The organism is Halomonas rhizosphaerae, from assembly GCF_030010555.1.
GTDB classification, from domain to species: Bacteria; Pseudomonadota; Gammaproteobacteria; order Pseudomonadales; family Halomonadaceae; genus Halomonas; species Halomonas rhizosphaerae.
Map to the genome: position 1 here is coordinate 1 of NZ_JASCQP010000038.1, position 25,259 is coordinate 25,259.

General features: G+C 67.6%; 19 protein-coding genes. 16 read left to right on the forward strand and 3 right to left on the reverse strand.

The features are described from left to right. The coding region (locus QLQ83_RS16680) for a BCCT family transporter (RefSeq protein ID WP_282736642.1) at positions 1 to 1,113 on the reverse strand (1,113 nt) is incomplete at its 3' end. 267 nt (positions 1,114 to 1,380) lie between these two features. Here QLQ83_RS16680 and fdhA point away from each other — a divergent pair. Continuing rightward, the gene (gene fdhA, locus QLQ83_RS16685; RefSeq protein WP_282736643.1) at positions 1,381 to 2,574 is read left to right on the forward strand and encodes a formaldehyde dehydrogenase, glutathione-independent; all 1,194 of its coding nucleotides are present in this window, start codon (positions 1,381 to 1,383) and stop codon (positions 2,572 to 2,574) included. A gap of 64 nt (positions 2,575 to 2,638) precedes the next feature. Here fdhA and QLQ83_RS16690 read toward each other — a convergent pair whose 3' ends face one another. Then, entirely contained in the window at positions 2,639 to 3,526 is an 888-nt protein-coding gene (locus QLQ83_RS16690; RefSeq protein ID WP_282736644.1) for a LysR family transcriptional regulator, read from the reverse strand. Positions 3,527 to 3,620: 94 nt separating this feature from the next. Between QLQ83_RS16690 and QLQ83_RS16695 the strand changes: the two genes are divergently transcribed. From QLQ83_RS16695 to QLQ83_RS16735, 9 genes are all read left to right on the forward strand, one after another. Continuing rightward, the gene (locus QLQ83_RS16695) at positions 3,621 to 5,060 is read left to right on the forward strand and encodes an aldehyde dehydrogenase family protein (protein ID WP_282736645.1); all 1,440 of its coding nucleotides are present in this window, start codon (positions 3,621 to 3,623) and stop codon (positions 5,058 to 5,060) included. 10 nt (positions 5,061 to 5,070) lie between these two features. Beyond that, positions 5,071 to 6,063: a dipeptidase gene (locus QLQ83_RS16700; protein WP_282736646.1), complete on the forward strand. Its 993-nt coding sequence runs from the start codon at positions 5,071 to 5,073 to the stop codon at positions 6,061 to 6,063. A 40-nt stretch (positions 6,064 to 6,103) separates the two neighbouring features. Beyond that, on the forward strand, positions 6,104 to 7,693 hold the full coding sequence (locus tag QLQ83_RS16705) for a BCCT family transporter (RefSeq protein ID WP_282736647.1): 1,590 nt from the start codon (positions 6,104 to 6,106) through the stop codon (positions 7,691 to 7,693). Further along, complete coding sequence (locus QLQ83_RS16710; protein WP_282736648.1) at positions 7,686 to 9,446, forward strand: hypothetical protein; 1,761 nt, start codon at positions 7,686 to 7,688, stop codon at positions 9,444 to 9,446. The genes QLQ83_RS16705 and QLQ83_RS16710 overlap by 8 nt, the downstream gene beginning before the upstream one ends. Further along, positions 9,443 to 10,210: an Ldh family oxidoreductase gene (locus QLQ83_RS16715; RefSeq protein ID WP_282736649.1), complete on the forward strand. Its 768-nt coding sequence runs from the start codon at positions 9,443 to 9,445 to the stop codon at positions 10,208 to 10,210. The genes QLQ83_RS16710 and QLQ83_RS16715 overlap by 4 nt, the downstream gene beginning before the upstream one ends. A gap of 25 nt (positions 10,211 to 10,235) precedes the next feature. Further along, positions 10,236 to 10,634 (forward strand): RidA family protein, encoded by a 399-nt coding sequence (locus tag QLQ83_RS16720; protein ID WP_282736650.1) that lies wholly within the window; start codon positions 10,236 to 10,238, stop codon positions 10,632 to 10,634. A gap of 159 nt (positions 10,635 to 10,793) precedes the next feature. Then, positions 10,794 to 12,512 (forward strand): NADH-ubiquinone oxidoreductase-F iron-sulfur binding region domain-containing protein, encoded by a 1,719-nt coding sequence (locus tag QLQ83_RS16725; RefSeq protein ID WP_282736651.1) that lies wholly within the window; start codon positions 10,794 to 10,796, stop codon positions 12,510 to 12,512. An 11-nt stretch (positions 12,513 to 12,523) separates the two neighbouring features. After that, the gene (gene fdhF, locus QLQ83_RS16730; protein ID WP_282736652.1) at positions 12,524 to 15,385 is read left to right on the forward strand and encodes a formate dehydrogenase subunit alpha; all 2,862 of its coding nucleotides are present in this window, start codon (positions 12,524 to 12,526) and stop codon (positions 15,383 to 15,385) included. Between the two features lie 18 nt (positions 15,386 to 15,403). Continuing rightward, on the forward strand, positions 15,404 to 15,643 hold the full coding sequence (locus QLQ83_RS16735) for a hypothetical protein (RefSeq protein ID WP_282736653.1): 240 nt from the start codon (positions 15,404 to 15,406) through the stop codon (positions 15,641 to 15,643). 112 nt (positions 15,644 to 15,755) lie between these two features. Here QLQ83_RS16735 and QLQ83_RS16740 read toward each other — a convergent pair whose 3' ends face one another. Then, on the reverse strand, positions 15,756 to 17,042 hold the full coding sequence (locus QLQ83_RS16740; protein ID WP_282736654.1) for an aromatic ring-hydroxylating oxygenase subunit alpha: 1,287 nt from the start codon (positions 17,040 to 17,042) through the stop codon (positions 15,756 to 15,758). 330 nt (positions 17,043 to 17,372) lie between these two features. Here QLQ83_RS16740 and QLQ83_RS16745 point away from each other — a divergent pair, with 330 nt between their 5' ends. The 6 genes from QLQ83_RS16745 to QLQ83_RS16770 all read left to right on the forward strand — a co-directional run bounded on the left by QLQ83_RS16745 (position 17,373) and on the right by QLQ83_RS16770 (position 25,245). Then, on the forward strand, positions 17,373 to 18,479 hold the full coding sequence (locus QLQ83_RS16745) for an FAD-binding oxidoreductase (RefSeq protein ID WP_282736655.1): 1,107 nt from the start codon (positions 17,373 to 17,375) through the stop codon (positions 18,477 to 18,479). A 147-nt stretch (positions 18,480 to 18,626) separates the two neighbouring features. Further along, the gene (glyA, locus tag QLQ83_RS16750) at positions 18,627 to 19,925 is read left to right on the forward strand and encodes a serine hydroxymethyltransferase (protein ID WP_282736656.1); all 1,299 of its coding nucleotides are present in this window, start codon (positions 18,627 to 18,629) and stop codon (positions 19,923 to 19,925) included. A gap of 43 nt (positions 19,926 to 19,968) precedes the next feature. Continuing rightward, positions 19,969 to 21,219 (forward strand): sarcosine oxidase subunit beta family protein, encoded by a 1,251-nt coding sequence (locus QLQ83_RS16755; RefSeq protein ID WP_282736657.1) that lies wholly within the window; start codon positions 19,969 to 19,971, stop codon positions 21,217 to 21,219. A 12-nt stretch (positions 21,220 to 21,231) separates the two neighbouring features. Beyond that, positions 21,232 to 21,582 carry a sarcosine oxidase subunit delta gene (locus tag QLQ83_RS16760; protein WP_282736658.1) on the forward strand — a complete coding sequence of 117 codons (351 nt, stop codon included), beginning with the start codon at positions 21,232 to 21,234 and terminating at the stop codon, positions 21,580 to 21,582. Next, complete coding sequence (locus QLQ83_RS16765; RefSeq protein ID WP_282736659.1) at positions 21,579 to 24,617, forward strand: sarcosine oxidase subunit alpha; 3,039 nt, start codon at positions 21,579 to 21,581, stop codon at positions 24,615 to 24,617. The genes QLQ83_RS16760 and QLQ83_RS16765 overlap by 4 nt, the downstream gene beginning before the upstream one ends. After that, complete coding sequence (locus tag QLQ83_RS16770) at positions 24,610 to 25,245, forward strand: sarcosine oxidase subunit gamma (RefSeq protein WP_282736660.1); 636 nt, start codon at positions 24,610 to 24,612, stop codon at positions 25,243 to 25,245. Before QLQ83_RS16765 ends, QLQ83_RS16770 begins: the two co-directional genes overlap by 8 nt. The last annotated feature ends 14 nt before the right edge of the window (positions 25,246 to 25,259 follow it).

Below are 25,259 nucleotides of genomic sequence, written 5' to 3' on the forward strand. Positions count from 1 at the left end.
GGTCGGTACCAGCAGCACGGCGGTCAGGAACTCGCGGACCGTGCGCCCGCGCGAGACCCGGGCGATGAACATGCCGACGAAGGGCGACCAGGAGATCCACCAGGCCCAGTAGAACACCGTCCAGCCGTGGTACCAGGTGGTGTCGTCTCGGCCGATCCAGTTGGAGAGCGGCACGACATGGCTGGCGTAGGCCAGGGTGGTGTCCCACAGGCCGTTGAGGAACAGCAGGGTGGAGCCGGTGATCACCACGAAGGCCAGCAGGGCGAAGGCGATCACCATGTTGATGTTGGAGAACAGCTTCACGCCCCCGTCGATGCCCCGCCATACCGAGAACAGCGCCACCACCGTGACGCCGACGATGATCGCCAGCTGGGTGCCGAGGGTGTTGGGGACGTCGAACAGGTAGTTGAGGCCGCCGGCGGCCTGGGAGGCCCCGAAGCCCAGGGAGGTGGCCAGGCCGAAGATGGTCGCCAGTACCGCGGTGATGTCGATCAGGTGGCCGGCCCAGCCGCGTGCCCGGTCACCCAGCAGCGGGGTGAAGGCCGAGCGCAGGGTCAGGGGCAGGCCGCGGTTGTAGGCGAAGAAGGCCAGGGAGAGGCCCACCACGGCGTAGATGGCCCAGGGGTGCAGGCCCCAGTGGAACATGGTGGCCCCCATGGCGGCATTCGCCCCCGCCGGGGTGCCGGCGGCGGCGTTCAGCGGCGTGCCGGACCAGTCGGTGTAGTAGGCCACCGGTTCGGCCACGCTCCAGAACATCAGGCCGATGCCCATGCCGGCGGCAAACAGCATGGCGAACCAGGAGATCGTCGAGTACTCGGGCCGCGCCTGGTCGCCGCCCAGCCGTATCCGCCCCACCGGCAGCACGATCAGGGCCAGGCAGAGCAGCACGAAGAGGTTGCCGGCGATCATGAACAGCCAGTCGAAGTGCTCGATGGACCAGCCTCGGGCCGCGGTCAGCTGGGTATTGGCGGCATCGGGGTAGATCAGGGCATAGAGGATGAAGGCCAGGATGGCCAGGGCGGAGAGGGGGAAGACGGGATTGTGGAAGTCCAGTCCCAGTATCTGGGTATTGTCCTGTCCGGGGGACAGGATCGGGTCGTCATCGCTCGTCATAGGGGTTCCTCGAGTGTTGTTGTTGGTCCCGGGGAGGCTCCGGCATCCCCGGGCCTGCGCATTATTGGGCCTGCCGGAGCGAGGGGGTGTCGTGAAAGCGACCTCTAGCTATCCGGTGCCTCGCCGGAAGATGACGGGAATGTCTTTCACAGGTACGTGAGTGCCTCTGTGGGGCAAGTCGTCGGGCGAGGAGGGCATAGGCTGGAGCAGCGGAAGCATCTGCCACGCTACAACGCAGTCCGTTACAACAACATCGAGGAGCCAGCCATGAGTGCAGCCAACCGCGGAGTCGTCTATAAGGGCCCGGGTAACGTCGCCGTCGAATCCATCGCCTATCCGGAACTTGCCCTCGGCAATCGCAAATGCGACCACGGCGTGATCCTGAAGGTCGTCACCACCAATATCTGCGGCAGCGACCAGCACATGGTGCGCGGCCGCACCACCGCGCCGTCCGGCCTGGTGCTGGGCCACGAGATCACCGGCCTGGTTATCGAAACCGGCCGCGACGTCGAGTTCATCAAGCCGGGGGACCTGGTGTCCGTGCCGTTCAATATCGCCTGCGGGCGCTGCCGCAACTGCAAGGAAGGCCGGACCGGGATCTGTCTCAACGTCAACCCGGCGCGGCCCGGAGCGGCCTACGGCTATGTCGACATGGGCGGCTGGGTCGGCGGCCAGACCGAGTACGTCATGGTGCCCTATGCCGACTTCAACCTGCTGAAGTTCCCGGATGCCGATCAGGCCATGGAGAAGATCCGTGACCTGACCCTGCTCTCCGACATCTTCCCTACCGGTTTCCATGGCTGTGTGACCGCGGGCGTCGGGCCGGGCAGTACCGTCTACATTGCGGGCGCCGGCCCGGTGGGCCTCGCTGCTGCGGTTTCTGCCCAGCTGCTGGGGGCCGCCTGCGTGATCGTGGGCGACATGATCGAAGAGCGCCTGGCTCAGGCCCGCAGCTTCGGTTGCGAGACCCTCGACCTGACCCAGGAGGGGGACATGGCCGACAGGATCGAAGCGATCCTCGGCGAGCGTGAAGTCGATGCCTTCGTCGACTGTGTCGGCTTCGAGGCCCATGCCTGTGGTTGCAACCATGGCAAGGAGGCGCCCGCTACCGTGCTCAACTCGGCCATGCAGATGACGCGTGCCGGCGGCCAGATCGGCATCCCGGGCCTCTACGTGACCGAGGATCCCGGCGCGGCCGACGATGCGGCCAAGCAGGGAGCCTTGAGCATGCGCTTCGGCCTGGGCTGGGCCAAGTCGCATAGCTTCCACACCGGTCAGTGCCCGGTGATGAAGTACCACCGTCCGCTGATGCAGGCGATCCTCTTCGGCAAGGTGAATATTGCCGATGCGGTCAATGTCCAGATGATTACGCTGGACCAGGCACCCAAGGGCTATGCCGACTTCGATGGTGGTGCGGCGAAGAAATTCGTGATCGACCCCCACGGCAGCGTCGCCGCCTGAGCAGCACCGATGCAGGTGGCCCCGGTCGAGCCAGCGCTCGACCGAGGCCGCCCATTGCCGTTCCTCAGGCTCCCCGGTCTGTCAGGTAGGCCATCACATGCCGTTGCATGGCCGCTGCCGCCGGCGACAGGCTGACGCCGGCCCGGCAGATCAGCCCGATCCGGCGCTCCAGGCGGGGGGCCGACAGCGGCACGAAGCGTAGCCGGGCATGCTCCTCCTGGAAGGCCAGGCGCGGCAGGGTCGTGATGCCGATGCCCGCCTCGAGCATCGCGGTCAGTGAGATCATGTTGGAGATGTACAGGGCACTGCGCTCGAGCAGTTCGGCGGCGGGTGAGCCCTCGAGCAGCCGCGAGGTGCCGTTGCGGATCAGGGGTTGCCCGGCCAGCTCGCGCCAGTGCAGGCGCGCATGGCCGGCCAGCGGATGATCGTCCCGGCACACCACGCCGATCTCATCGTGCAGCAGCGGGATGAACTCCAGCCCCTCCTCGGGTTGCCAGAGGCTGGTGATGCCGAGCTCCACCTCGCCGGCCAGCACCATCTGGCTGACCAGCTCGGAGTGGCCATCCTGCAGGTTGATCTCGATGCCCGGGAAGTCGATCACGAAGCTCGCCAGGATGCCGGGCATGACGCGGCTGGCCACCGAGGGCACCGTGGCGATATCCACCCGACCGGCCTGGTGGCTGGCCATGGCCAGGGCGTCGCGGCTTACCCGGTCGTGGTGGGCAACCAGTTCGCGAAAGCGCGGCAGGCACCACTGCCCGAAGGGGGTCAGCGTGGCCTTGCCGTTGCCCTTCTCGAAGAGGGGCTGACCGAGGCGCTCCTCGAGGTCGCGCACCGCCATGGAGATCGCCGGCTGGCTGCGATGCAGGTGCCTGGCCGCGGCATGGAAACCGCCCTGGTCGATGATGGCCAGCACGCAGCGCAGCGGCTGGAGCTTCAGCTCGGGCAGCATGGTAAGGCTTCCTGATCATTTTATCGGATTTATTGATTATCCTTATCCTGGGGGCTCTCCTAGGATGGCGTCAACGCTATCCAGGAGGTATCCCATGTCCCATTCCTATCCGCTTTTCATCGCTGGCCAGTGGCGCGAGGGCGAGAGCACCATCGCCAACCACAACCCCTCGGACACCGACGACCTGGTCGGCCACTACGCCCAGGCCAGCGTCGCCCAGGTCGGCGAGGCCATCGACGCAGCAAGACAGGCCCAGCGCGAGTGGGCCAAGAGTGGCCTGGAGCCGCGCTATGCGGCTCTCATGGCGATCGGCGACGAGCTGGTCGCCCGCAAGGACGAGTTGGGTCGCCTGCTCTCCCGCGAGGAGGGCAAGCCGCTGGCCGAAGGTGTGGGCGAAGTCTATCGCTCGGCACAGTTCTTTCACTACTACGCCGCCGAGGTGCTGCGCCAGCTCGACGAGCGGGTGGACTCCGTGCGCCCCGGTGTCGAGATCGATACCCGCCGCGAGCCGGTCGGCGTGGTGGGCGTGATCAGCCCCTGGAACTTCCCCATGGCCACGGCGGTATGGAAGATCGCCCCGGCGCTAGCCTTCGGCAACGCGGTGGTCTTCAAGCCGGCCAACCTGGTGCCGGCCAGTGCCTGGGCGCTGACCGAGATCATCAGCCGCCAGGCGCTGCCGCCCGGCACCTTCAACCTGCTGATGGGCCCCGGCAGCAGCGTCGGCGATGCCCTCATCTCGAGCCCCGACATCCATGCCTTGAGCTTCACCGGCTCGCTGGACGTAGGGCGGCGTGTGGCGGCCGCTACCGCCGGGAACCTGGTGAAATGCCAGCTGGAGATGGGGTCCAAGAATGCGCTGATCGTGGCCGATGATGCCGACCTCGACCTGGCCGTGGAGGCGGCCTTCGCCGGCGCCTATTCCGGCACCGGGCAGAAGTGCACGGCGTCCTCGCGGCTGATCGTCACCGAGGCGGTACACGACGCCTTCGTCGAGAAGCTCATCGCCCGGCTGGACCGGGCGACGGTGGGCCATGCCCTGGCGGAGGGCGTGCAGATCGGCCCGGTCGCGGATGCCCGCCAGCTCGAATCCAACCTGTCCTGGATCGAGCGGGCCCGCGAACAGGGTGCCCTGCTGGCCTACGGGGGCGAGCGTCTCGAGCGCGAGACCCCGGGCTACTACATGGCGCCGACCTTGTTCACCGACACCACCAATGACATGGCGATCAACCGTGAGGAGGTCTTCGGCCCCATCGCCTGTGTGATCAAGGTCGCGGATGCCGAGACGGCCATCGAGACCCTCAACGACACCAACTTCGGCCTGACCGCCGGCATCATCACCGACTCCCTGAAACTGGCCAACGCCTTCAAGGCCCGCGCCGAGACCGGCTGCGTGATGGTCAACCTGGCCACCGCCGGCACCGATTACCACGTGCCGTTCGGGGGCCGCAAGGACTCGAGCTTCGGTCCCCGCGAGCAGGGTCGCAATGCCCGCGAGTTCTACACCGTGGTCAAGACCTGCTACGTCAAGGCCTGAGGAGCGTTCCATGTCCAAGCAAATGCTGACCATCGACGGCCTGCAGTACTCGAACTGGTCAAGGGAGATCTTCCAGCAGATGCGCGAGGGCGGCCTCGACGCCGTGCATGCGACGCTGGTCTATCACGAGAACACCCGGGAGACCCTGTCGCGGCTTGGCGAGTGGAATCGCCGTTTCGAGCAGCATCATGACCTGATCATGCCGGTGCGCGAGCCGGGCGACATCGCACATGCCCGCGCCGCCGGCAAGGTGGGGATCTTCCTCGGTGCCCAGAACTGCTCGCCGATCGAGGACGATATCGACATGGTGGCGGTGATGCGCCGGTTGGGCCTGCTGATCATGCAGCTAACCTACAATAACCAGAGCCTGCTGGCCTGCGGGTGCTACGAGAGCGAGGACAGCGGCATCACGCGTTTCGGCCGGCAGGTGATTCGCGAGATGAATCGGGTCGGCATGGTCATCGACATGTCCCACAGTGCCGAGCGCTCCACGCTCGAGGCCATCGAGCTCTCCGAGCGTCCGGTGATCATCTCCCATGCCAACCCCGAGTTCTTCCACCCGGCCAAGCGCAACAAGTCGAACCGCGTGCTCGCGGCGATCGCCGAGTGCGATGGCCTGCTGGGCTTCTCGGCCTACCCCTTCCACCTCAAGGACGGCCCGGACTGCACCCTCGAGGCCTACTGCGAGATGATCGCGCGGACCGTCGACCTGATGGGCATCGACCATGTGGGCCTGGGTACCGACCTCTGCCAGGCGCAGCCCGTCGCGGTGCTCGAATGGATGCGCAACGGACGCTGGTCCAAGGAGATGGACTACGGCGAGGGCAGTGCCAGCAATGCCGGTTGGCCGCGCCCGCTGCCCTGGCTACGCGACAGCCGGGACTTCCCCAACCTGATCAACGGGCTGCGCCAGCGCGGCTTCGACGAGGGCGAGGTCGAACGCATCATGGGCCGCAACTGGGTGGCACTGCTCGAGCGCGCCGCTACCCCCGTCGCCGCCTGAACGCCCCACCGACGGTTCATCCCATAACAAGGAAAATATCATGAGTACGCCTGACAACCATTCCTCGGAAAGGCCGATCCCCGGTCACGTCAATCGCTTCGGCGACTCCGTCGTCCTGGGGCTCAGCGTCGGTTTCGTCGTGCTGTTCGTCGTCCTGTCGATCATCGACGTCGAGGGCGTGGCGGCTGCCATCGGCGCCGGCTTCGCCTGGACCGCCGCCATGCTCGGCTCCTATTTCCAGCTGTTGCTGCTGCTGACCTTCTTCATCGCCATGGGGCTCGCCGTCTCGCCGGCGGCCAGCGCCAAGGTCGGTGGTCTCGAGACGCCCGAGCTGAGCACCTTCAAGTGGCTATCGATCATCATGTGCACCCTGCTGGCCGGGGGTGGCGTCTTCTTCGCCGCCGGCGAGCCGGTCTATCACTTCGTGGTCACGCCGCCGGCCTTCGATACCGAGGCGGGTACCGTGGAGGCGGTGGCCGGGGCGCTCGCGCAGTCGTTCATGCACTGGGGCTTCCTGGCCTGGGCGGTGCTGGGCTCGTTGACCGCCGTGGTGCTGGCCCACTCCCACTACGACAAGGGATTGCCGCTGCAGCCGCGCACGCTGCTCTATCCGGTCCTCGGCGAGCGGGTGATGAGCGGCTGGCTCGGCGGTGTGGTCGATGCCTGCTGCGTGATCGCCGTCGTGGCAGGCACCGTGGGTCCGATCGGCTTCCTGGCCACCCAGGTCAGCTTCGGCCTGCATGAACTGCTGGGCGTCGCCGAGGGCTATGGCACCCAGCTGGTGATCCTGGTGGTACTGGGGGCGCTCTACGTCACCTCGGCGGCGACCGGCATCCATCGTGGCATCCAGCTGCTCAGCCGGTTCAATGTCTTCCTGGCGTTGGCCATTGCCGCCGTCATCTTCCTGTTCGGTCCCACGCTGTTCTTCACCAACGCCTACCTGCAGGGGTTCGGCGAGTACATGAGCTCCTTCCTGGCCATGGCCACCATGACCTCGGAAACCGCCCCCGCCTGGTGGATGCAGTGGTGGACGGTGTTCTTCTTCGCCTGGTTCATCGGCTATGGCCCGCTGATGGCCATCTTCGTGGCGCGCATCTCTAGGGGACGCACCATCCGCCAGATGATCCTTGCCGTGGCGGTCATGGCGCCCATCGCCACCACCGTCTGGTTCACCCTGCTGGGCGGTTCGGGGATCCATTTCCAGCTGACCGGCGCGATCGACCTCACGGAGGCGCTCAACAACTTCCAGTTCGACGTGGCGACGCTTACCGTGGCCCAGGCCCTGCCGGGCGGTACCCTGATGGCGCTCGCCATCCTGCTGCTGACCACCATCTTCGTCGCCACCACCGGGGACTCCATGAGCTATGCCATCGCCGTGGTCTGCACCGGGCATGATCGGCCCCATGTCGGTGTTCGTGTCTTCTGGGGCGTGGCCATGTCATTGATGGCCGCCATCCTGCTCTACATGGGCGCCGGCCAGATCGGCGTGCTCCAGCAGTTCATCGTGATAACCGCGATCCCTGTCTCCCTGATCCTGCTGCCCTCGCTGTGGACCGGGCCCCAGGCGGCCTACGCCATGGCGCGCCAGCAGGGCCTCACCACCCGCCACAAGGTGATCGTCAATGACTAGTGCGGATCTCGTCTCGGCAGCGCCGCTCGGCCTGCGTCCCGCCGATGAGGTGATGCGACTCGAGCGGCTCGGCAGCCTGCATGCCACCCGGCTGAGCTTCGTGCGCAGCCTGGTACGCCAGATGGCCCGTCAGCGGTGGCAGATCAGCAGGGAGCGCTTCGACCTGGATGCCAACGGCCATGGTACGGCCATCTATCGGCTGCAGACGCCCCATGGCCGCTACCATGGCGTGATGTTCGCCCAGCCGCTGGATGACGCGCGGCGCTCCGACCGGGTCATCGCCGAGGCCTGGGACGTGACCTTCGGCTTGGTGGAGGGGGACGTCGATGACAGCCTGCTGGCGCAGATGGCCGCCAACGTGCCGCTGCAGGAGGCGGGACGTCAGCACCCGAAGGTGCTGGTGCTGTCGCGGGCCAACAAGAGCCTGCGCAACTTCGCCCACTTCGTCGAGGCCCTGGCGGATGGCGAGCAGCCCGATCCCGCCTGGCTGACCCGGGTCGGCTATCTCTACCGGACCACGGCGGTCTACGGTAACGGCAAGTTCGGCATCGCCGATTTCGCCCGCCTGCTGGACAACCCCGATTTCCGACGGCCCTTCTCGGCGCAGATGGCCGGTGTCTATCTCCTGAGGCACTTTTCCATCGAGCAGGTCGAGCACCTCGCGGCCTACCGCTCACCGGATACCGCCTGCCCACTTGCCACCGAACTGCGGCGTTACCTGGGCATCGGCAATTCCACGGGGCTCGGCATGGCGCCCTTCCTGATCAACCATCCGCAGCTGATTGCCCAGTGGGTCACCCAGCGCGAGACGGCCCTGACGCTCGCCCTGCGTCAGGCACCGGAGGAGGCCGAGCGCGAGCGTCTCATCGCGCTGACCCGCCGCGCCATGCACCATCTCGACGAGACCGTCACTGAGGACGCCGAACAGGCCGAACGCAATGCCGTCACGGTGGCCGCGCTCCCAGACGTGCTGACCTGGCTTGCCAGCGTGCCGCTGGAGGCCGGTATCTGGCAGCAGCTGGTGGAGTGGAGCGCAAGGACGCTGCCGCTGGAGGCCCAGGAACTGATCAACACCCTGCTGATCGAGCTCTATCCGGACCAGGTCGACGCCCTGGAGGACCAGATGGGGGTGGCGGAGAACCTCGACCTCGCGCCGGACATGCCGCTGATGCGCCTGCGCCAGCTGATCGAGACCCACTATGGCTGGGCGCTGGCCCATGACTACGAGAGCCGCGAGGGCGCCTACTGGTTCTGGTATCGCTCCGCCGAGAAGGAGGAGCCGAGGCTGGGAGTGCGCCATGCCGAGCCCGGCGCCGAGAAGGAGATGCAGATTGCCATCGGCCCACGCGTGGCGCGCACCCACCAGGGGGTCTGCGAATTCCTCGAGGATCATCCTCGTGCCACGGTGGTCGACTTCCTGCTCGAGCATCCCCGCCACAAGGAGGTGGTGCGCCGCATCCAGACGCTGATCAAGGCGCCCTATGGCGATATCCACGCCAATCTCTGGCATCGCGACATGAAGCCGATGCACCTGCTGCGCACCAAGCTCTCCTTCTTCGGGGCCAGTCGCTTCGATCCCAAGTCGGACCGCTGGGTACGGATCACCCTGTTCCAGGGAGCGCCGCTGGTCGAGGAGCTCAATGCCGAGCCGCAGGACCTCGCCGACTTCGACGACTGGAGCTTCCCCCTCGAGCCCGCCCGGGAGGGGGATGCAAGGTCATTCCATGGGCGTTCGGGAGTAGTAGCCGAATGAACGTGTCCTACAACGAACTTCAGGGCCTGTGCCGCAAGGCGTTCAGCGGCATCGGCTTCGAGGAGGGGGATGCCGCCGATGCGGCCGACATGGTCGCCTGGATGCAGTGTCACGGCCTGCACGGCGTCGAGCAGCTCAACCGGGGGCTGGACTACCTGCTCGAGGAGGATCCCGAGGCGAGGCCGCGGTTGATCTACCAGGACGGTGACCTGGCGGTGCTCGACGGACAGGGCCACAGCGTGCTGCGAAGCATCAGTCTGGCCACCGAGCTTGGCTTTGCCAAGGCACGGGCCCGCGGTCTCTCGGTGGTCAAGATCCGCCGCTGCCACAATCGGCAGCTGATCATGGGCTACCTTTCGCGGCTTGCCGGGCGTGGCATGAACATCACCGCCTTCTGGCGCAATGCTCAGGTGCCCCTCACCGAGCAGGTGGTGGGCTTCCGCGCGGGCCATGCCATTCCCGAGGTGCGTGTCTACTCGGTACGCGACGTACCCGAGGAGAACGAGCCCAACGACGGCATCACCCTGGTGATGGCCAATCATGTGGAGCTGCTGCCGTCGCTGGGTGCCGACCACGACCTCGACCTGCTGGCCCATCATCCCGAGTCGGAACTGCTGGCTTGCCGGCAGCTGGCCCTCAAGGAAGGCATCGAGGTGGACGACACCATCTGGGCGCGCCTCAAGACGCTGGCCCATCGCATCCTGGTGGAATCCACCGAGGCCTCCCGGGGCGGTGCCGGTGCCGGCGACCACGACAACGACTGACCCACTTTCCTCGCGAGACTCTTCCATGATCCACCCCGTCGCCACCGACCTCTATGCCGCCAAGGCCCCGCTGGAGTGGGCCGTCATCGGCAATGGCATCCTCTTCACCGCTCAGATCCCCATCGGCGCCGATGGCGCCGTCGTGGATGGCGGGATCGAGGCCCAGGCCCGCCAGACCCTGGAGAACCTGCGCCACACCCTGGCCTGTGCCGGGGGAGGCATGTCCAGCCTGACCCAGGTGCTGATCTATGTCACCCGTCGCGAGGACCTTGCCACGGTCAATCGCCTCTATGCCGAGTACGTCAGCGCGCCCTATCCCAATCGCGCCGCGATCATCGTCTCGGGGTTCGCCCGGGAGGAGATGCTCGTCGAGATAGTGGCCTATGCTGTCATTCAGGAGACAGCCGACGCCGAGGCATGCTGAGAGCGACATCCTCGTATCCATCCGCTCACCGGCCCTGCGCCCGGCCATTGTCCTGATGACGGGCGAGTGACACCATGCCGATGATGCCCGTCGTCGCCCGCGAAGGGGCAGGAAGCTGTCGATATCGGGTCACCTCACAAGCACTTCAACGAGCACGCCATGACCGTCGAGACCGTCACCCCCAAGCGCCGTTTCCGCGGCAGGCCCCGTGGCCGTGACCTGCCCCCCGTTGCCCTGGCCTCGCTGCGCCAGCTGCTGGGCGACGAGCGAAGCGATCCCGGGCTGCGGCGCCGTGACCTGCTGATCGAGCACCTGCACGCCATCCAGGACGCCCACGGCCACCTGCCGCTGGTGGCGCTGCGGGCGCTGGCGGCCTACATGAACCTGCCCATGGCGGCGGTCTACGAGACGGCGACCTTCTACGCCCACTTCGACGTGGTGCATGACGACCAGGCGCCGCCGCCGGAGGTGACGGTGCGGGTCTGCGATTCGCTCTCCTGCCAGCTGGCCGGCGCCGCGACGCTCAAGGCGCAACTGGAGGCCGGTGTCGACCCGCAGGCGGTGCGGGTGGTGCGGGCGCCTTGCATGGGGCGCTGCGAGACGGCGCCGGTGGTGGAAGTGGGGCACCACCATGTGCTGTTCGCCACTGTCGAGGGCGTGGAGGCGGTGGTGGATACCGGCCACTTCCATCCCGAGGCGATCGTCTGGCAGCGCCTGGCGGACTATCGCGCCGCGGGCGGCTATCGGCTGCTCGCCGACTGTCGCGAGGGACGGGTCACGGTCGAGGCGCTGAAGGAGACGCTCGAGCGGGCCAACCTGCGCGGCCTGGGCGGCGCCGGTTTTCCCACCTTCAAGAAGTGGCACTTCGTGCGCCAGGAACCCGGGCCGCGCTACTGTGCGATCAACGCCGACGAGGGCGAGCCCGGCACCTTCAAGGATCGCTACTATCTGGAGCGCTCGCCGCACCGCTTCCTCGAGGGAGCCCTGGTCAGCGCCTGGGCGGTGGAGGCCGAGGCGCTCTATATCTACCTGCGTGACGAGTACCCCGGCCTGCACCGGGTGCTGCATGAGGCGATCGCCGAGCTCGAGGCCGAAGGCCTTGCGCCGCCGGGCTACATCGTGCTGCGTCGGGGGGCCGGCGCCTACATCTGCGGCGAGGAGTCGGCGATGATCGAGTCGCTGGAGGGCAAGCCCGGCAAGCCGCGCCATCGCCCACCCTTCGTCGCCCAGAAGGGGCTCTTCGACCGCCCGACCCTGGTCAACAACGTCGAGACCGTCTACTGGATCCCCCTGATCCACGAGAAGGGCGCCGCCTGGTTCGCCGGCCACGGTCGCCATGGCCGCCAGGGCCTGCGCAGCTTCTCGCTCTCAGGCCGGGTCCGGCGACCCGGGGTCCACCTGGCGCCCGCCGGCATCACCTTGAACGAGCTGGTCGAGGAGTATGGCGGCGGCATGGCCGAGGGGCATCGCCTGGCCGGCTACCTGCCGGGTGGCGCCTCCGGGGGGATACTCCCGGCGAGCAAGGCCGATATTCCGCTGGACTTCGATACCCTGCAGGAGGCGGGGTGCTTCATCGGCTCGGCGGCGATCATCGTGCTCTCCGATCAGGACGACCTCAGGGCGGTGGCCACCAACCTGCTCGCCTTCTTCGCCGACGAATCCTGCGGCCAGTGCACGCCGTGCCGTGTCGGGACCGAGAAGATGCTGACACTGCTCGAGCGTGACGAGTGGCGAGTCGAGGAGCTCGAACGGCTGTCCCAGGTGATGATGGACGCCTCCATCTGTGGCCTGGGCCAGGCGGCGCCCAATCCGGTGCTTGGGCTGCTCAAGGACTTCCGCGGTGAGCTCGCCAGCCAGAACGTGATCGTCAAGGGGTAGGGAGGCAGACCATGACTGACCAGAGCTTGAACGACAGCTTTACCCTGACCCTGGATGGCGCCGAGGTGCGCGCCCAGCCCGGCGAGTCCTTGTGGCAGGTGGCCAGGCGCGCCGGCGAGACCATTCCGCATCTGTGCTTCAAGGATGCCCCCGGCTACCGCAGCGACGGCAACTGTCGCGCCTGCATGGTGGAGATCGAGGGTGAGCGCGTGCTGGCGGCGAGCTGCCTGCGCGAGGCGACGCCCGGCATGGTGGTCAAGAGCGCCACCTCCGAGCGGGCCCGGGTGTCCCGCGAGGGCGTCATGGAACTGCTGATCGCCGACCAGCCCGTGCGCGAGGCGGGCCCCGACCGCTCGAGCCACTTCTGGGCCATGGCCGATCAACTGGCCATCGACGCCAGCGCGGTGCGCGAGCGGCTGCCGGCGCGGGCCGAGCGAGCCGCACCCACGGTGCACCATGTCGCCGAACGGTCCGCCGCGCTCCCCCATGCCCACGGGCATGACGCCACCCATTCGGCGATGAACGTCAACCTCGATGCCTGCATCGAGTGCAACCTCTGTGTACGCGCCTGTCGCGAGGTGCAGGGCAACGACGTCATCGGCCTGGCCCATCGCGGCGCGGCCGCGAAGGTCGTCTTCGACTTCGACGATCCCATGGGCGAGAGCACCTGTGTGGCCTGCGGCGAGTGCGTCCGGGCCTGTCCCACCGGTGCGCTGATGCCGGCGACCCTGGTGGACGCGCAGGGGCGCGGCGACTCGAAGGCGGCCGATCGCACCGTCGACTCGGTCTGTCCCTACTGCGGGGTGGGCTGTCAGCTCACCTACCACATCAAGGACGAGCGGATCCTCTTCGTCGAGGGGCGCGACGGCCCCTCCAACGAGGGGCGGCTGTGCGTCAAGGGGCGCTTCGGCTACGACTACCCCTACCATCCCACCCGGCTCACCCGACCGCTGATCCGCCGGCCGGGGGTGCCCAAGGGGCTCGATCCCGATTTCGACCCCCTCGACCCGCTGACCCATTTCCGCGAGGCGAGCTGGGAGGAGGCGCTGGACCTTGCCGCCCGGGGGCTCGCCGAGCTCAAGGCGGCCCATGGCCCCGACGCCCTGGCCGGCTTCGGCAGCGCCAAGTGCTCCAACGAGGAGGCCTGGCTGTTCCAGAAGCTGGTGCGTACCGGCTTCGGCTCCAACCATGTCGACCACTGTACCCGGCTGTGCCACGCCAGCTCGGTGGCGGCGCTGATGGAGTGCATCGGTTCGGGGGCGGTGACGGCCTCCTTCATGCAGGCGCTGCAGTCCGACGTGGTGATCCTCACCGGCTGCAATCCAGCGATCAACCACCCGGTGGCGGCCACCTACTTCAAGCAGGCGGCGAGGGCCGGCACCAAGCTGATCATCCTCGACCCCCGCGGCCAGGCGCTGGACGCCTACGCCCACCACAGCGTGCGCTTCACCCCCGGCGGCGACGTATCGCTCTACAACGCCATGCTCAACGTGATCGTCAGCGAGGGGCTGTATGACCAGGCCTATATCGATGCCCACACCGAGGGCTTCGAGGCGCTCAAGGCCCATGTGCGCGACCTGACGCCCGAGGCGATGTCGCCCGCCTGTGGCGTCGCCCCCGAGCTGATTCGCGAGCTCGCCCGGCTCTATGCGAGGGCAGAGCGGGCGATGATCTTCTGGGGCATGGGCATTTCCCAGCACGTGCACGGTACCGACAACGCCCGCTGCCTGATCTCGCTGGCGCTGGCCTGCGGCCACACCGGACGCCCCGGCACCGGCCTGCACCCGCTGCGCGGCCAGAACAACGTCCAGGGGGCCTCCGATGCCGGCATGATCCCCATGGTGCTGCCCGACTATCAGCCGGTGACCGATGCCCAGGTGCGTGCCGCCTTCGAGGAGCTGTGGAACACCCCGCTCGACGCGACGCCGGGGCTCACCGTGGTGGAGATCATGGATGCCATCACGGCCGGGACCATCAAGGGGATGTACATCCTCGGCGAGAACCCGGCGATGTCCGACCCGGACCTCGACCATGCCCGGGCGGCCCTGGCCCGGCTCGAGCACCTGGTGGTGCAGGACCTGTTCGTCACCGAGACCGCCCAGTTCGCCGATGTCATCCTGCCGGCCTCGGCCTGGCCGGAGAAGGACGGCAGCGTCACCAACACCAACCGCCAGGTGCAGCTGGGCCGCGCCGCCGTGCCGCTGCCCGGCGAGGCCCGTCCCGACTGGTGGATCATCCAGCAGATCGCCAACCGCCTGGGCCTGGGCTGGGACTATACGCATCCGCGCGAGGTGTTCGCCGAGATGAAGCAGGGCATGGCCTCGCTCGACCACATTACCTGGGAGCGTCTCGAGCGCGAGAGCTCGGTGACCTATCCCTGCCCCGCCGACGACGCCCCCGGGGCGGACGTGGTGTTCTCCGACGCCTTCCCCACCGGGAACGGGCGGGCGACGTTCGCCCTGACCCGGCCGCTGCCGCCGGACGAGCCCGTCGACGGCGACTATCCCACGGTGCTGATCACCGGCCGCCAGCTGGAACACTGGCACACCGGCTCCATGACCCGTCGCAGCCGGGTGCTCGACGACCTCGAGCCCGAGGCGGTGGCGAGCCTGGCCCCGGCCGAACTGGTGCGCCTGCGCATGACGCCGGGCGAGCCGATCACCATCACCACCCGGCGCGGGGACATCACCTTGAAGACGCGGGTCGACCCGCTGATGTCGGAGGGGATGGTGTTCGTGCCCTTCTGCTACGTGGAGGCGGCGGCCAACCTGCTGACCAATCCGGCGCTCGACCCCGACGGCAAGATCCCCGAGTTCAAGTATGCCGCCTGCCGCCTGGGCCGCGCGGCGGCGGCACTGACGGACAGCGACTGAGACCGAGGAGGGTTGCCCATGATGATCGTCGAGCTGATCGATGGCGACGATTTCCGTGATCGCCTGGTGGCCCTGGGCATCCGCATCCCGGAGGGCGCCTGTCCCGAGAGCAGCGCCCGGCTGGCCCGACGCTGCGCGCTCGAGGGTGACGTGCCCGGGCTTGCCGAGCTGGTCGGCGAGCTGGAGGGCAAGCGCGAGATAATGCTGCCCTCGGTCCGCCGGGCGCTGGAGACCCATCTCCTGCCGCTGGTTCGCTGACCCGACGGCGCCTGTCAGGCCCTGACCCGGCGCGGCCAGGGCGCATGGTTGCCAACGACACGGCCCCCGGTGATCGCCACCGGGGGCCGTTTCTCCTGTCGAAGGGGAGGACTCAGCTTTCTACCACCTTCAGGTGCGGGGCGGTATGGCCGAGGTTCTCCAGCAGGCTCTCGCTGTACCAGTCGATGAAGTCGATCACCCCGAACTCGTAGGTCTCCGAGTAGGGGCCGGGCTCGTAGCCCCGGGAGTTGATCCCGCGCTGATTCTCCTCCGCCAGGCGACGATCCTGCTCATTGGTGGCGTCCCACACGCGGCGCAGCTGGGTCGGGTCGTAATCGACGCCCTCCACGGCGTCCTTGTGGACCAGCCACTTGGTGGTCACCACCGTCTGCTGGGGCCCCAGCGGCATCACCCGGAACACCACGGCATGGTCGCCCATGAAGTGGTTCCAGGAGTTGGGCAGGTGCAGGATGCGCAGCGAGCCCATGTCGGGGCTCTCGAGCCGACCCATCAGCTTGCGGCATCCCGGCCGGCCATCGATGGTCATCGACACCGTGCCCTCCAGCAGCGGGGTGCGGGTCAGGCGGTTGCGCTTGCCCAGGCGGCTGAGCTGCCAGGGCACGCCCATCGCATCCCACTGCTGCTGCTTGCGCTCCACCAGCGCCCTGTAGGACGGCGTGGCGCGCGGGTCGTCGCTGTCGTCGAACTCCTGCAGCGAGTTGAGCAGCTCCGGATGGGCGCCGTTGCAGTGGTAGCACTCGCGGTTGTTCTCGATCACCAGCTTCCAGTTGGCCTGCTCGACGATGCTGGATTCCACCGCCACCTTGACGTTCTCCATGTCGTAGGGGGCGAGGTAGTGCTCCAGTCTCTCGAGGAAGTCGTCGATGGCCGGCGGCTCCTCGGCCAGGCTGACGAAGAGGTAGCCGCCGGCGCTGCGCACGTTCACGGGCTTGAGCCCGTAGGCGGCGAGGTCGAAGTTCGTGCCCATGTCGCTGCCGGCGAACAGCAGCCGGCCGTCCAGTTCGTAGGTCCACTGGTGGTAGGGGCAGACCAGCTTGGCCACTTTGCCCTTGTCGCTGACGCAGAGCCGGGAGCCGCGATGCCGGCAGACGTTATGGAAGGCATGGATCTCGCCTTTATCGCCCCGCACGATGATCACCGGGTTGTCGCCCACGTCCAGGGTCATGAAGTTGCCCTTGGCGGGAATCTCGCAGGTCATCCCGGCGAAAAGCCACTCCTTCTCGAAGATCTCCTGCATGTCCAGGGCGAACAGCCGCGCATCGTTGTAGAAGGGCTGGGGCAGCGAGAAGTGTCGCCGGCGATGGAGCAGCATCTCGGCGGTGGCTTCGCGTGCCGGTGCCAGGGGGTCATCCAGGCGAGCGGGAGACATGGGGTCCATGACGATACGTCCTCTAGCAGGGCCGCTTGGGCGGCCTCGGGGTTGTTCAGGGAAAACCGGGGTCCTGTGGATGGCCGCTCACGGACGAAGATGGTGGCGGATTGCGGCGAGTGTGGATCAGCCGCCCGGCGGGCAATTGTCTGGCCGCGACGCGCGATGATGCGGCAGCGACGCGACAGGCAACAACGGGAGGCAAGGCAGGAGGTCACGGGCATGTCCGTGTCGCTGGCAGGCAAGTCGCGGCGCCTCAGGCTGCGCAGAATGCGCTCAACGGCAGGCGGTGGTACCGCGGTCGGAGACCCTCATGCTGCAGCCCGGGCGATACGACAAATGACAACGAGCTTCCTCAATCCCGTCAGCACCCAGACCTGGACCAACGGCCGTCACCTGGTGCGCTGCGTCAAGGTGATCCAGGAAACCTGGGATACCCGCACCTTCTGCTTCATGGCCGAGCAGCCCGTGATGTTTTTCTTCAAGCCGGGGCAGTTCGTGACCCTGGAGCTGGAGATCGATGGCCAGCAGGTGATGCGCTCCTACACCATCTCCAGCTCGCCGTCGGTGCCCTACAGCTTCTCGATTACCGTCAAGCGCATCCCCGGGGGGATGGTCTCGAACTGGCTGCACGACAACCTCGGGGTCAACGATGAGCTGGCGGTGCACGGGCCGGTCGGCAACTTCAACGTCATCGACTACCCGGCGGAGAAGATCCTGATGCTCTCCGGCGGGGTCGGGATCACCCCCCTGATGTCCATGGTGCGCTGGTTCTTCGACACCAATGCGGCGGTGGACCTGCAGTTCGTGCACAGCGCGCGGACGCCGCGCGACATCATCTTCCACCGCGAACTCGAGCACATCTTCTCGCGGATTCCCGAGTTCAAACTGCATATCGTCTGTGAGCGCAGCGACGAGCTGGGCGAGGCCTGGGCCGGCTTCCGTGGCTACCTCAGCCAGGCGATGATGGAGCTGATGGCACCGGACTTCATGGACCGCGAGATCTTCTGCTGCGGCCCCACGCCCTACATGCAGGCCATCAAGCAGCTGCTCCGGGCCCAGGGCTTCGATATGAACCGCTACCACGAGGAGTCCTTCGGTGCCACGCCGGTCGAGGTGCAGGAGGAGGTACTGGAGCATGCCGAGCAGGCCGAGGTCGAGGCCGAGGAGTTCGACGTGGCCGAGATGCTCAGTGTCGAGTTCAGCACGAGCGGCAAGAGCGTACGCGTCCAGCCGGGTGAGACAGTGCACTCAGCGGCGGCCAAGTTGGGGCTGCATATTCCCAAGGCCTGCGGCATGGGGATCTGCGGGACCTGCCGGGTGCCCCTCAGCGCCGGTCAGGTCGACATGGAGCACAACGGCGGTATCACCGACGAGGACGTCGCCGAGGGCTATATCCTCTCCTGCTGCAGCAAGCCGCTGGGCGACGTGGTGGTGGAATATTGACCGCTCCGCGCCGTATCGGCTCGAACTGCGGGGCGCCTCAGGTCCCTTCCGGGCGCCTGCCTCGCGCAATGACGGCGGTGTCGTTTCCAGAATACCTCGTGCGCCTCTTTCTCTTAACGTAACAAAGCCAACCACCAGGGTGATGCCATGAACGCCAACAACCTTACAACAACCGACCCGCAGATCGCCGCCGCCATCGCCGACGAGGTGGCCCGCCAGGAGGCACACGTCGAGCTGATCGCCTCGGAGAACTACGCCAGCCACGCCGTGATGGAGGCCCAGGGCACCCAGCTCACCAACAAGTACGCCGAGGGCTATCCGGGCAAGCGCTACTACGGCGGCTGCGAGCATGTCGACGTGGTCGAGCAGCTGGCTATCGACCGCGCCTGCGACCTGTTCGGCGCCGACTACGCCAACGTCCAGCCGCACTCCGGCGCCCAGGCCAACGCCGCGGCCTTCATGGCCCTGGTCTCGCCGGGCGACACCGTGCTGGGCATGAGCCTGGCCCACGGCGGCCACCTGACCCACGGCGCGGCGCCCAACTTCTCGGGCAAGCATTATCACGCCATCCAGTATGGCCTGAACCCGGAGACCGGCGAGATCGACTACGCCGAGGTCGAGCGCCTGGCGCGCAGCCACAAGCCGAAGATGATCATCGCCGGCTTCTCCGCTTACTCCCGGGTGGTCGACTGGCGCCGATTCCGCGCCATCGCCGACGAGGTCGGCGCCTGGCTGCTAGTCGACATGGCCCATGTCGCCGGCCTGGTCGCCGCCGGTCACTACCCGAGCCCGCTGCCCCATGCCCACGTGGTCACCACCACCACCCACAAGACGCTGCGCGGCCCGCGTGGCGGCCTGATCCTCTCCGCCCACGGCGACGAGGGGCTCTACAAGAAGCTCAACGGCGCGGTCTTCCCGGGCCAGCAGGGCGGCCCGCTGATGCATGTGATCGCCGCCAAGGCGGTGGCCTTCAAGGAGGCCATGAGCCAGGACTTCGTACGCTACCAGCAGCGGGTGATCGACAACGCCCGGGCGATGGCTACCGTGTTCCTCGACCGCGGCTATGACGTGGTCTCCGGCGGCACCGACGATCATCTGTTCCTGGTCTCGCTGATCCGCCAAGGCGTCACCGGCAAGGACGCCGATGCGGCGCTGGGTCGGGCCCATGTCACCGTCAACAAGAACGCGGTGCCCAATGACCCCCAGAGCCCCTTCGTGACCTCGGGCCTGCGCATCGGCACCCCGGCGGTGACCACCCGCGGCTTCGGCCAGGCCGACTGCGAGGCCCTGGCCGGCTGGATCTGCGACATCCTCGACACCCTGGCCGCCGAGGCCGACACCACCGAGGTCGAGTCCGAGGTGCGTGGCAAGGTCGCCGAGCTGTGCAACCGCCACCCCGTCTATGCCAAGGCCGTCGCCGAGCAGGCCGGCACTGCCACCGCGTGAGCCCGTTCCCGCCGGCCCCGGCGGGACCCTCGAGGAGATCCCTATGCAACGTTATTCAGGCTTCGGGCTGGTCAAGCACGCACTTAGCCATCACGAGAACTGGCAGCGCCAGTGGCGCAACCCGACGCCCAAGAAGGCCTACGACGTCATCATCATCGGTGGCGGCGGTCATGGCCTGGGGACCGCCTATTACCTGGCCAAGGAATTCGGCATCACCAACGTCGCCGTGATCGAGAAGGGCTGGCTGGGCGGCGGCAACACCGCGCGTAATACGACCATCGTGCGCTCCAACTACCTGTGGGACGAGGCGGCGGCCCTGTATGAGCACTCCATGAAGCTGTGGGAGGGCCTGTCCCAGGATATCAACTACAACGTCATGTTCTCCCAGCGCGGCGTGCTCAACCTGGGGCATACCCTTCAGGACATGCGCGACATCCAGCGCCGGGTCAACGCCAACCGCCTGAACGGCATCGACGGCGAGGTGCTCGACGCCAAGGGCGTCCAGGAGCTGGTGCCGATCATGGACTGCTCGAAGAATGCCCGCTACCCGGTGCTGGGGGCCTCCTGGCAGCCGCGTGCCGGCGTGGCGCGCCACGACGCCGTGGCCTGGGGCTTCGCCCGGGCGGCCGACGCCCACGGCGTTGACATCCTCCAGCAGACCGAGGTCACCGGCTTCAAGATCCGCGACGGCCAGGTCTACGGGGTGCACACCAACCGCGGCGACATCGAGGCCAAGACCGTCGGCTGCGTGACCGCCGGCAACTCCGGCGTGCTGGCCGGCATGGCAGGCCTCAAGCTGCCGCTGGAGTCGCATCCGCTGCAGGCGCTGGTCTCCGAGCCCCTCAAGCCGGTGCTCGACACCGTGGTGATGTCCAACCACGTGCACGGCTACATCAGCCAGTCCGACAAGGGCGACCTGGTCATCGGCGCGGGCATCGACGGCTACAACGGCTACGGGCAGCGCGGCAGCTACCCCACCGTGGAGCACACCCTGCAGGCCATCGTCGAGATGTTCCCGATCTTCTCCCGAGTGCGTATGAACCGCCAGTGGGGCGGCATCGTCGACACCTGCCCGGATGCCTGTCCGATCCTCTCCAAGACCAAGGTCAAGGGGCTGTACTTCAACTGTGGCTGGGGCACCGGCGGCTTCAAGGCCACGCCGGGGTCGGCCCATGTGTTCGCCGCCAGCCTCGCCAAGGGCGAGATGCACCCGATCGCTGAGCCGTTCTCCATCGATCGCTTCAACACCGGGGCGCTGGTCGACGAGCACGGCGCCGCCGGTGTGGCCCACTAAGGAGATTTCGCCATGTTCTATATCCATTGTCCCTACTGCGGCGAGCTCCGGGAGGAGGAGGAATTTCATCCCAAGGGCCAGGCGCATATCGCGCGGCCCGAGGACCCCGAGTCCTGCAGCGACGAGGAGTGGGGCGACTACCTGTTCTTCCGCGACAACCCCCGCGGCATCCACCACGAGCTGTGGGTACACGCCGTGGGCTGCCGCAAGTTCTTCAACATCACCCGTCACACCGTGACCTACGAGATCCTCGAGACCTACAAGATGGGCGAGCAGCCGAGGTTCACCGCCGAGCATCCCGAGGGCCGGCCGTCCCAGGACGGCGTCGAACCGGCACCGCTTCGTGAAGGAGTCCGCGCATGAGTCAGCTCAATCGTCTCGCCCGGGGCGGGCGCATCGACCGCTCCCGCAGGCTGAGCTTCACCTTCAACGGCAAGCGCTATCAGGGCCATGCCGGCGATACCCTGGCTTCGGCGCTGCTCGCCAATGGCGTCGACATCGTCAACCGCAGCTTCAAGTACTCGCGGCCCCGCGGCATCGTCGCCGCCGGCGCCGAGGAGCCCAATGCGGTGGTCCAGCTCGGCAAGACCGAGGCGGGCCAGGTGCCCAACGTGCGGGCCACCCAGCAAGCGCTGTTCGACGGCCTGGAGGCGCGCAGTACCAACGGCTGGCCGAACGTCCAGCGCGACCTGATGAGCCTGGTCGGCAAGCTGGGCGGCCAGTTCATGCCGCCGGGGTTCTACTACAAGACCTTCATGGCCCCGGCCTCGCTGTGGATGACCTACGAGAAGTACATCCGCAAGAGCGCGGGCCTGGGGCGCAGCCCCATGGAGAACGACCCGGACATCTACGACCACCTGCACCAGCACTGCGACGTGCTGGTGATCGGCGCCGGTCCGGCGGGCCTCACCGCGGCCCTGGCCGCGGCGCGCAGCGGTGCGCGGGTGATCCTGGTCGATGAGCAGGAGGAGATGGGTGGCTCGCTGCTGGATACCCGCGAGCTGCTCGACGACAAGCCGGCGGATCAGTGGGTCACCGAGGCCCTGAAGGAACTGGCCGGCCTGGACAACGTCACCCTGCTGCCGCGCACCACCGCCAACGGCTATCACGACCACCACTTCGTGACCCTCCACGAGCGGCGTACCGAGCATCTCGCCGAGACCGCCCCGCTCAAGGACGGTCGTCGCCAGGTGCGCTCGCGCATGCACCGCGTGCGCGCCGGCCGCGTCGTGCTGGCCACCGGCGCCCACGAGCGCCCGCTGGTCTATGGCAACAACGACGTGCCGGGCAACCTGCTGGCCGGGGCGGTCTCGACCTATGTCCGTCGCTATGGCGTCGTGCCGGGCAAGCGGCTGGTGCTCTCCACCAGCAACGACCATGCCTATCGCGCCGCCCTGGACTGGCTGGAGAGCGGCCGCGAGGTGGTGGCCATCGCCGACGTCCGCGCCAACCCGGACGGTGAGCTGGTCGAGCAGGCCCGGGCCCAGGGTATCCGCATCATCGAAGGCGCGGCGGTGATCGAGGCCAAGGGCGACAGCCGGGTCAGCGGGGCGCGGGTGGCGAAGGTCGACCTGGATGGCTTCCGGGTCGCCGGCGCCGTCGAGACCCTGGATTGCGACACCATCGCCAGCTCCGGCGGCTACAGCCCGGTGATCCACCTGGCCTCGCACACCGGCGCCCGGCCGACCTGGCGCGACGATATCCTCGGCTTCGTGCCCACCCTAGTGAAGGGCGTGAGCGCGGCCGGCGGTGCCCAGGGCGTCTATGCCACCGCTGAGGTCCTGGCCGACGGCGTCGAGGCGGGCCGCCAGGCGGCCACCGAGGCCGGCCTCCCGGCGGCCTCGGTGAGCCTGCCCCGGGTCGCCGCGCGTCGCGACGGTACGGCCTGCGCGCTCTACCAGGTTCCCCACGAGAAGCCGACCCTGCGCGGGCCCAAGCAGTTCGTCGATCTGCAGAACGACGTCACCGCGGCGGGTATCGAGGTGGCCACCCGCGAGGGCTTCGAGTCCATCGAGCACGTCAAGCGCTACACCGCCATGGGCTTCGGCACTGATCAGGGCAAGCTCGGCAACATCAATGGCATGGCCATCGCCGCCCGCTTGTTGGGTCGCTCGATCCCCGAGGTCGGCACCACGGTGTTCCGTCCCAACTACACGCCGGTGACCTTCGGTGCCATCGTCGGCCGTCACTGCCGCGAGCTGTTCGATCCCGAGCGCTACACTGCGATGCACCAGTGGCACGTGGAGCACGGCGCCGAGTTCGAGGAGGTGGGGCAGTGGAAGCGCCCCTGGTACTTCCCGCGCCAGGTCAACGGCAAGACCGAGACCATGCACGAGGCGGTGGCCCGGGAGTGCCGGGCGGTGCGCGAGGCAGTGGGTATCCTGGATGCCTCCACCCTGGGCAAGATCGACATCCAGGGCCCGGACGCCCGAGAGTTCCTGGGGCGGGTCTACACCAACAAGTGGGCCCAGCTGGCCCCGGGGCGCGTGCGCTATGGCCTGATGTGCAAGGACGACGGCATGGTGTTCGACGACGGCACCACCAGCTGCCTGGGCGCGAACCACTTCCTGATGACCACCACCACCGGCGGTGCCGCCGGCGTGCTGGAGTGGCTGGAACTGTGGCACCAGACCGAGTGGCCGGAGCTCGACGTCTACTTCACCTCGGTCACCGATCACTGGGCGACCATGACCGTCACCGGCCCGGAGGCGCGCAAGCTGATGGCCGAGATCACCGACATCGACCTGGACAAGGAAGCGTTCAAGTTCATGGACTGGCGCGAAGGCACCGTGGCCGGCGTGCCGGCGCGGGTGTTCCGCATCTCCTTCACCGGCGAGCTGGCCTACGAGATCAACGTCCAGGCCAACTATGCCCTGCATGTCTGGGAGACGCTGTTCGCGCATGGTGACAAGTACGGCCTGACGCCTTACGGCACCGAGACCATGCACGTGCTGCGCGCCGAGAAGGGCTTCATCATCGCCGGTCAGGAGACCGACGGCTCGGTGACCCCGGAGGACCTGGGCATGCACTGGGCGGTCGGCTACGACAAGCCGTTCTCCTGGATCGGCCAGCGGGCACTGACCCGGCCGGATACCGCGCGCACCGACCGCAAGCAGTTGGTGGGCCTCAAGCCCAGGGACGCCAAGGTGGTGCTGGAGGAGGGCGCGCAGATCGTCTTCGACCCGAACCACGCGATCCCCATGCCCATGGTGGGGCACGTGACCTCGAGCTACTACAGCCCGACCCTCGACTCGGGCTTCGCCCTGGCGGTGGTCAAGGGCGGTCAGCAGAAGATGGGCGAGACCGTCTATCTGCCCATGGCCGACGGCCAGGTCCATGAGGCCGAGATCGTCAGCCCCATCTTCCTCGATCCCAAGGGAGAGCGTCAGAATGTCTAACGTCGCAACCTTCGATACCCGCACCGAGGCCAAGATCCCGGTGGAGTCGCCGCTGGCCTATTCCTACCGCCGCTCGGGGGCCCCGGCCCCCACCGGCAAGAGCCGGGTGGTGCTGCGCGAGCGGCCCTTCCTCGGCCACCTGATCCTGCGCGGTGGCGCCATCGTCCTCGACGAGGCGGTGCGCGAGGTGCTCGGTGTCTCGCTGCCGGGCGAGCCCCAGGGCCTGGTGCAGGACGCCGACGGCGAGCGCAGCGTCCAGTGGCTGTCGCCGGACGAGTGGCTGGTCATCGTGCCCGGTGGCGAGGAGTTCACGCTCGAGAACCGGCTGCGTGAGGCCCTGGGCGATGCCCACTTCGCCATCAGCAACGCCAGCGGCGGCCAGACCCTGGTCGAGCTCGAGGGCGAGGCCGCCCGGGAGCTGTTGATGAAGTCGGTGATCTACGACGTCCACCCCAGCCAATTCCCGGTGGGCAAGGGCGTGACCACGGTGTTCGCCAAGACCACGGTGATCCTGCGCCGCCCAGACGAGCTGCGCTGGGAGCTGGTGGTGCGCCGCAGCTTCGCCGATTATACCTACCGCTGGCTGCTGGATGCCGGCGACGAGTACGGCATCGGCGTTAAGGGCTGAGCCGGGCCCCGTGC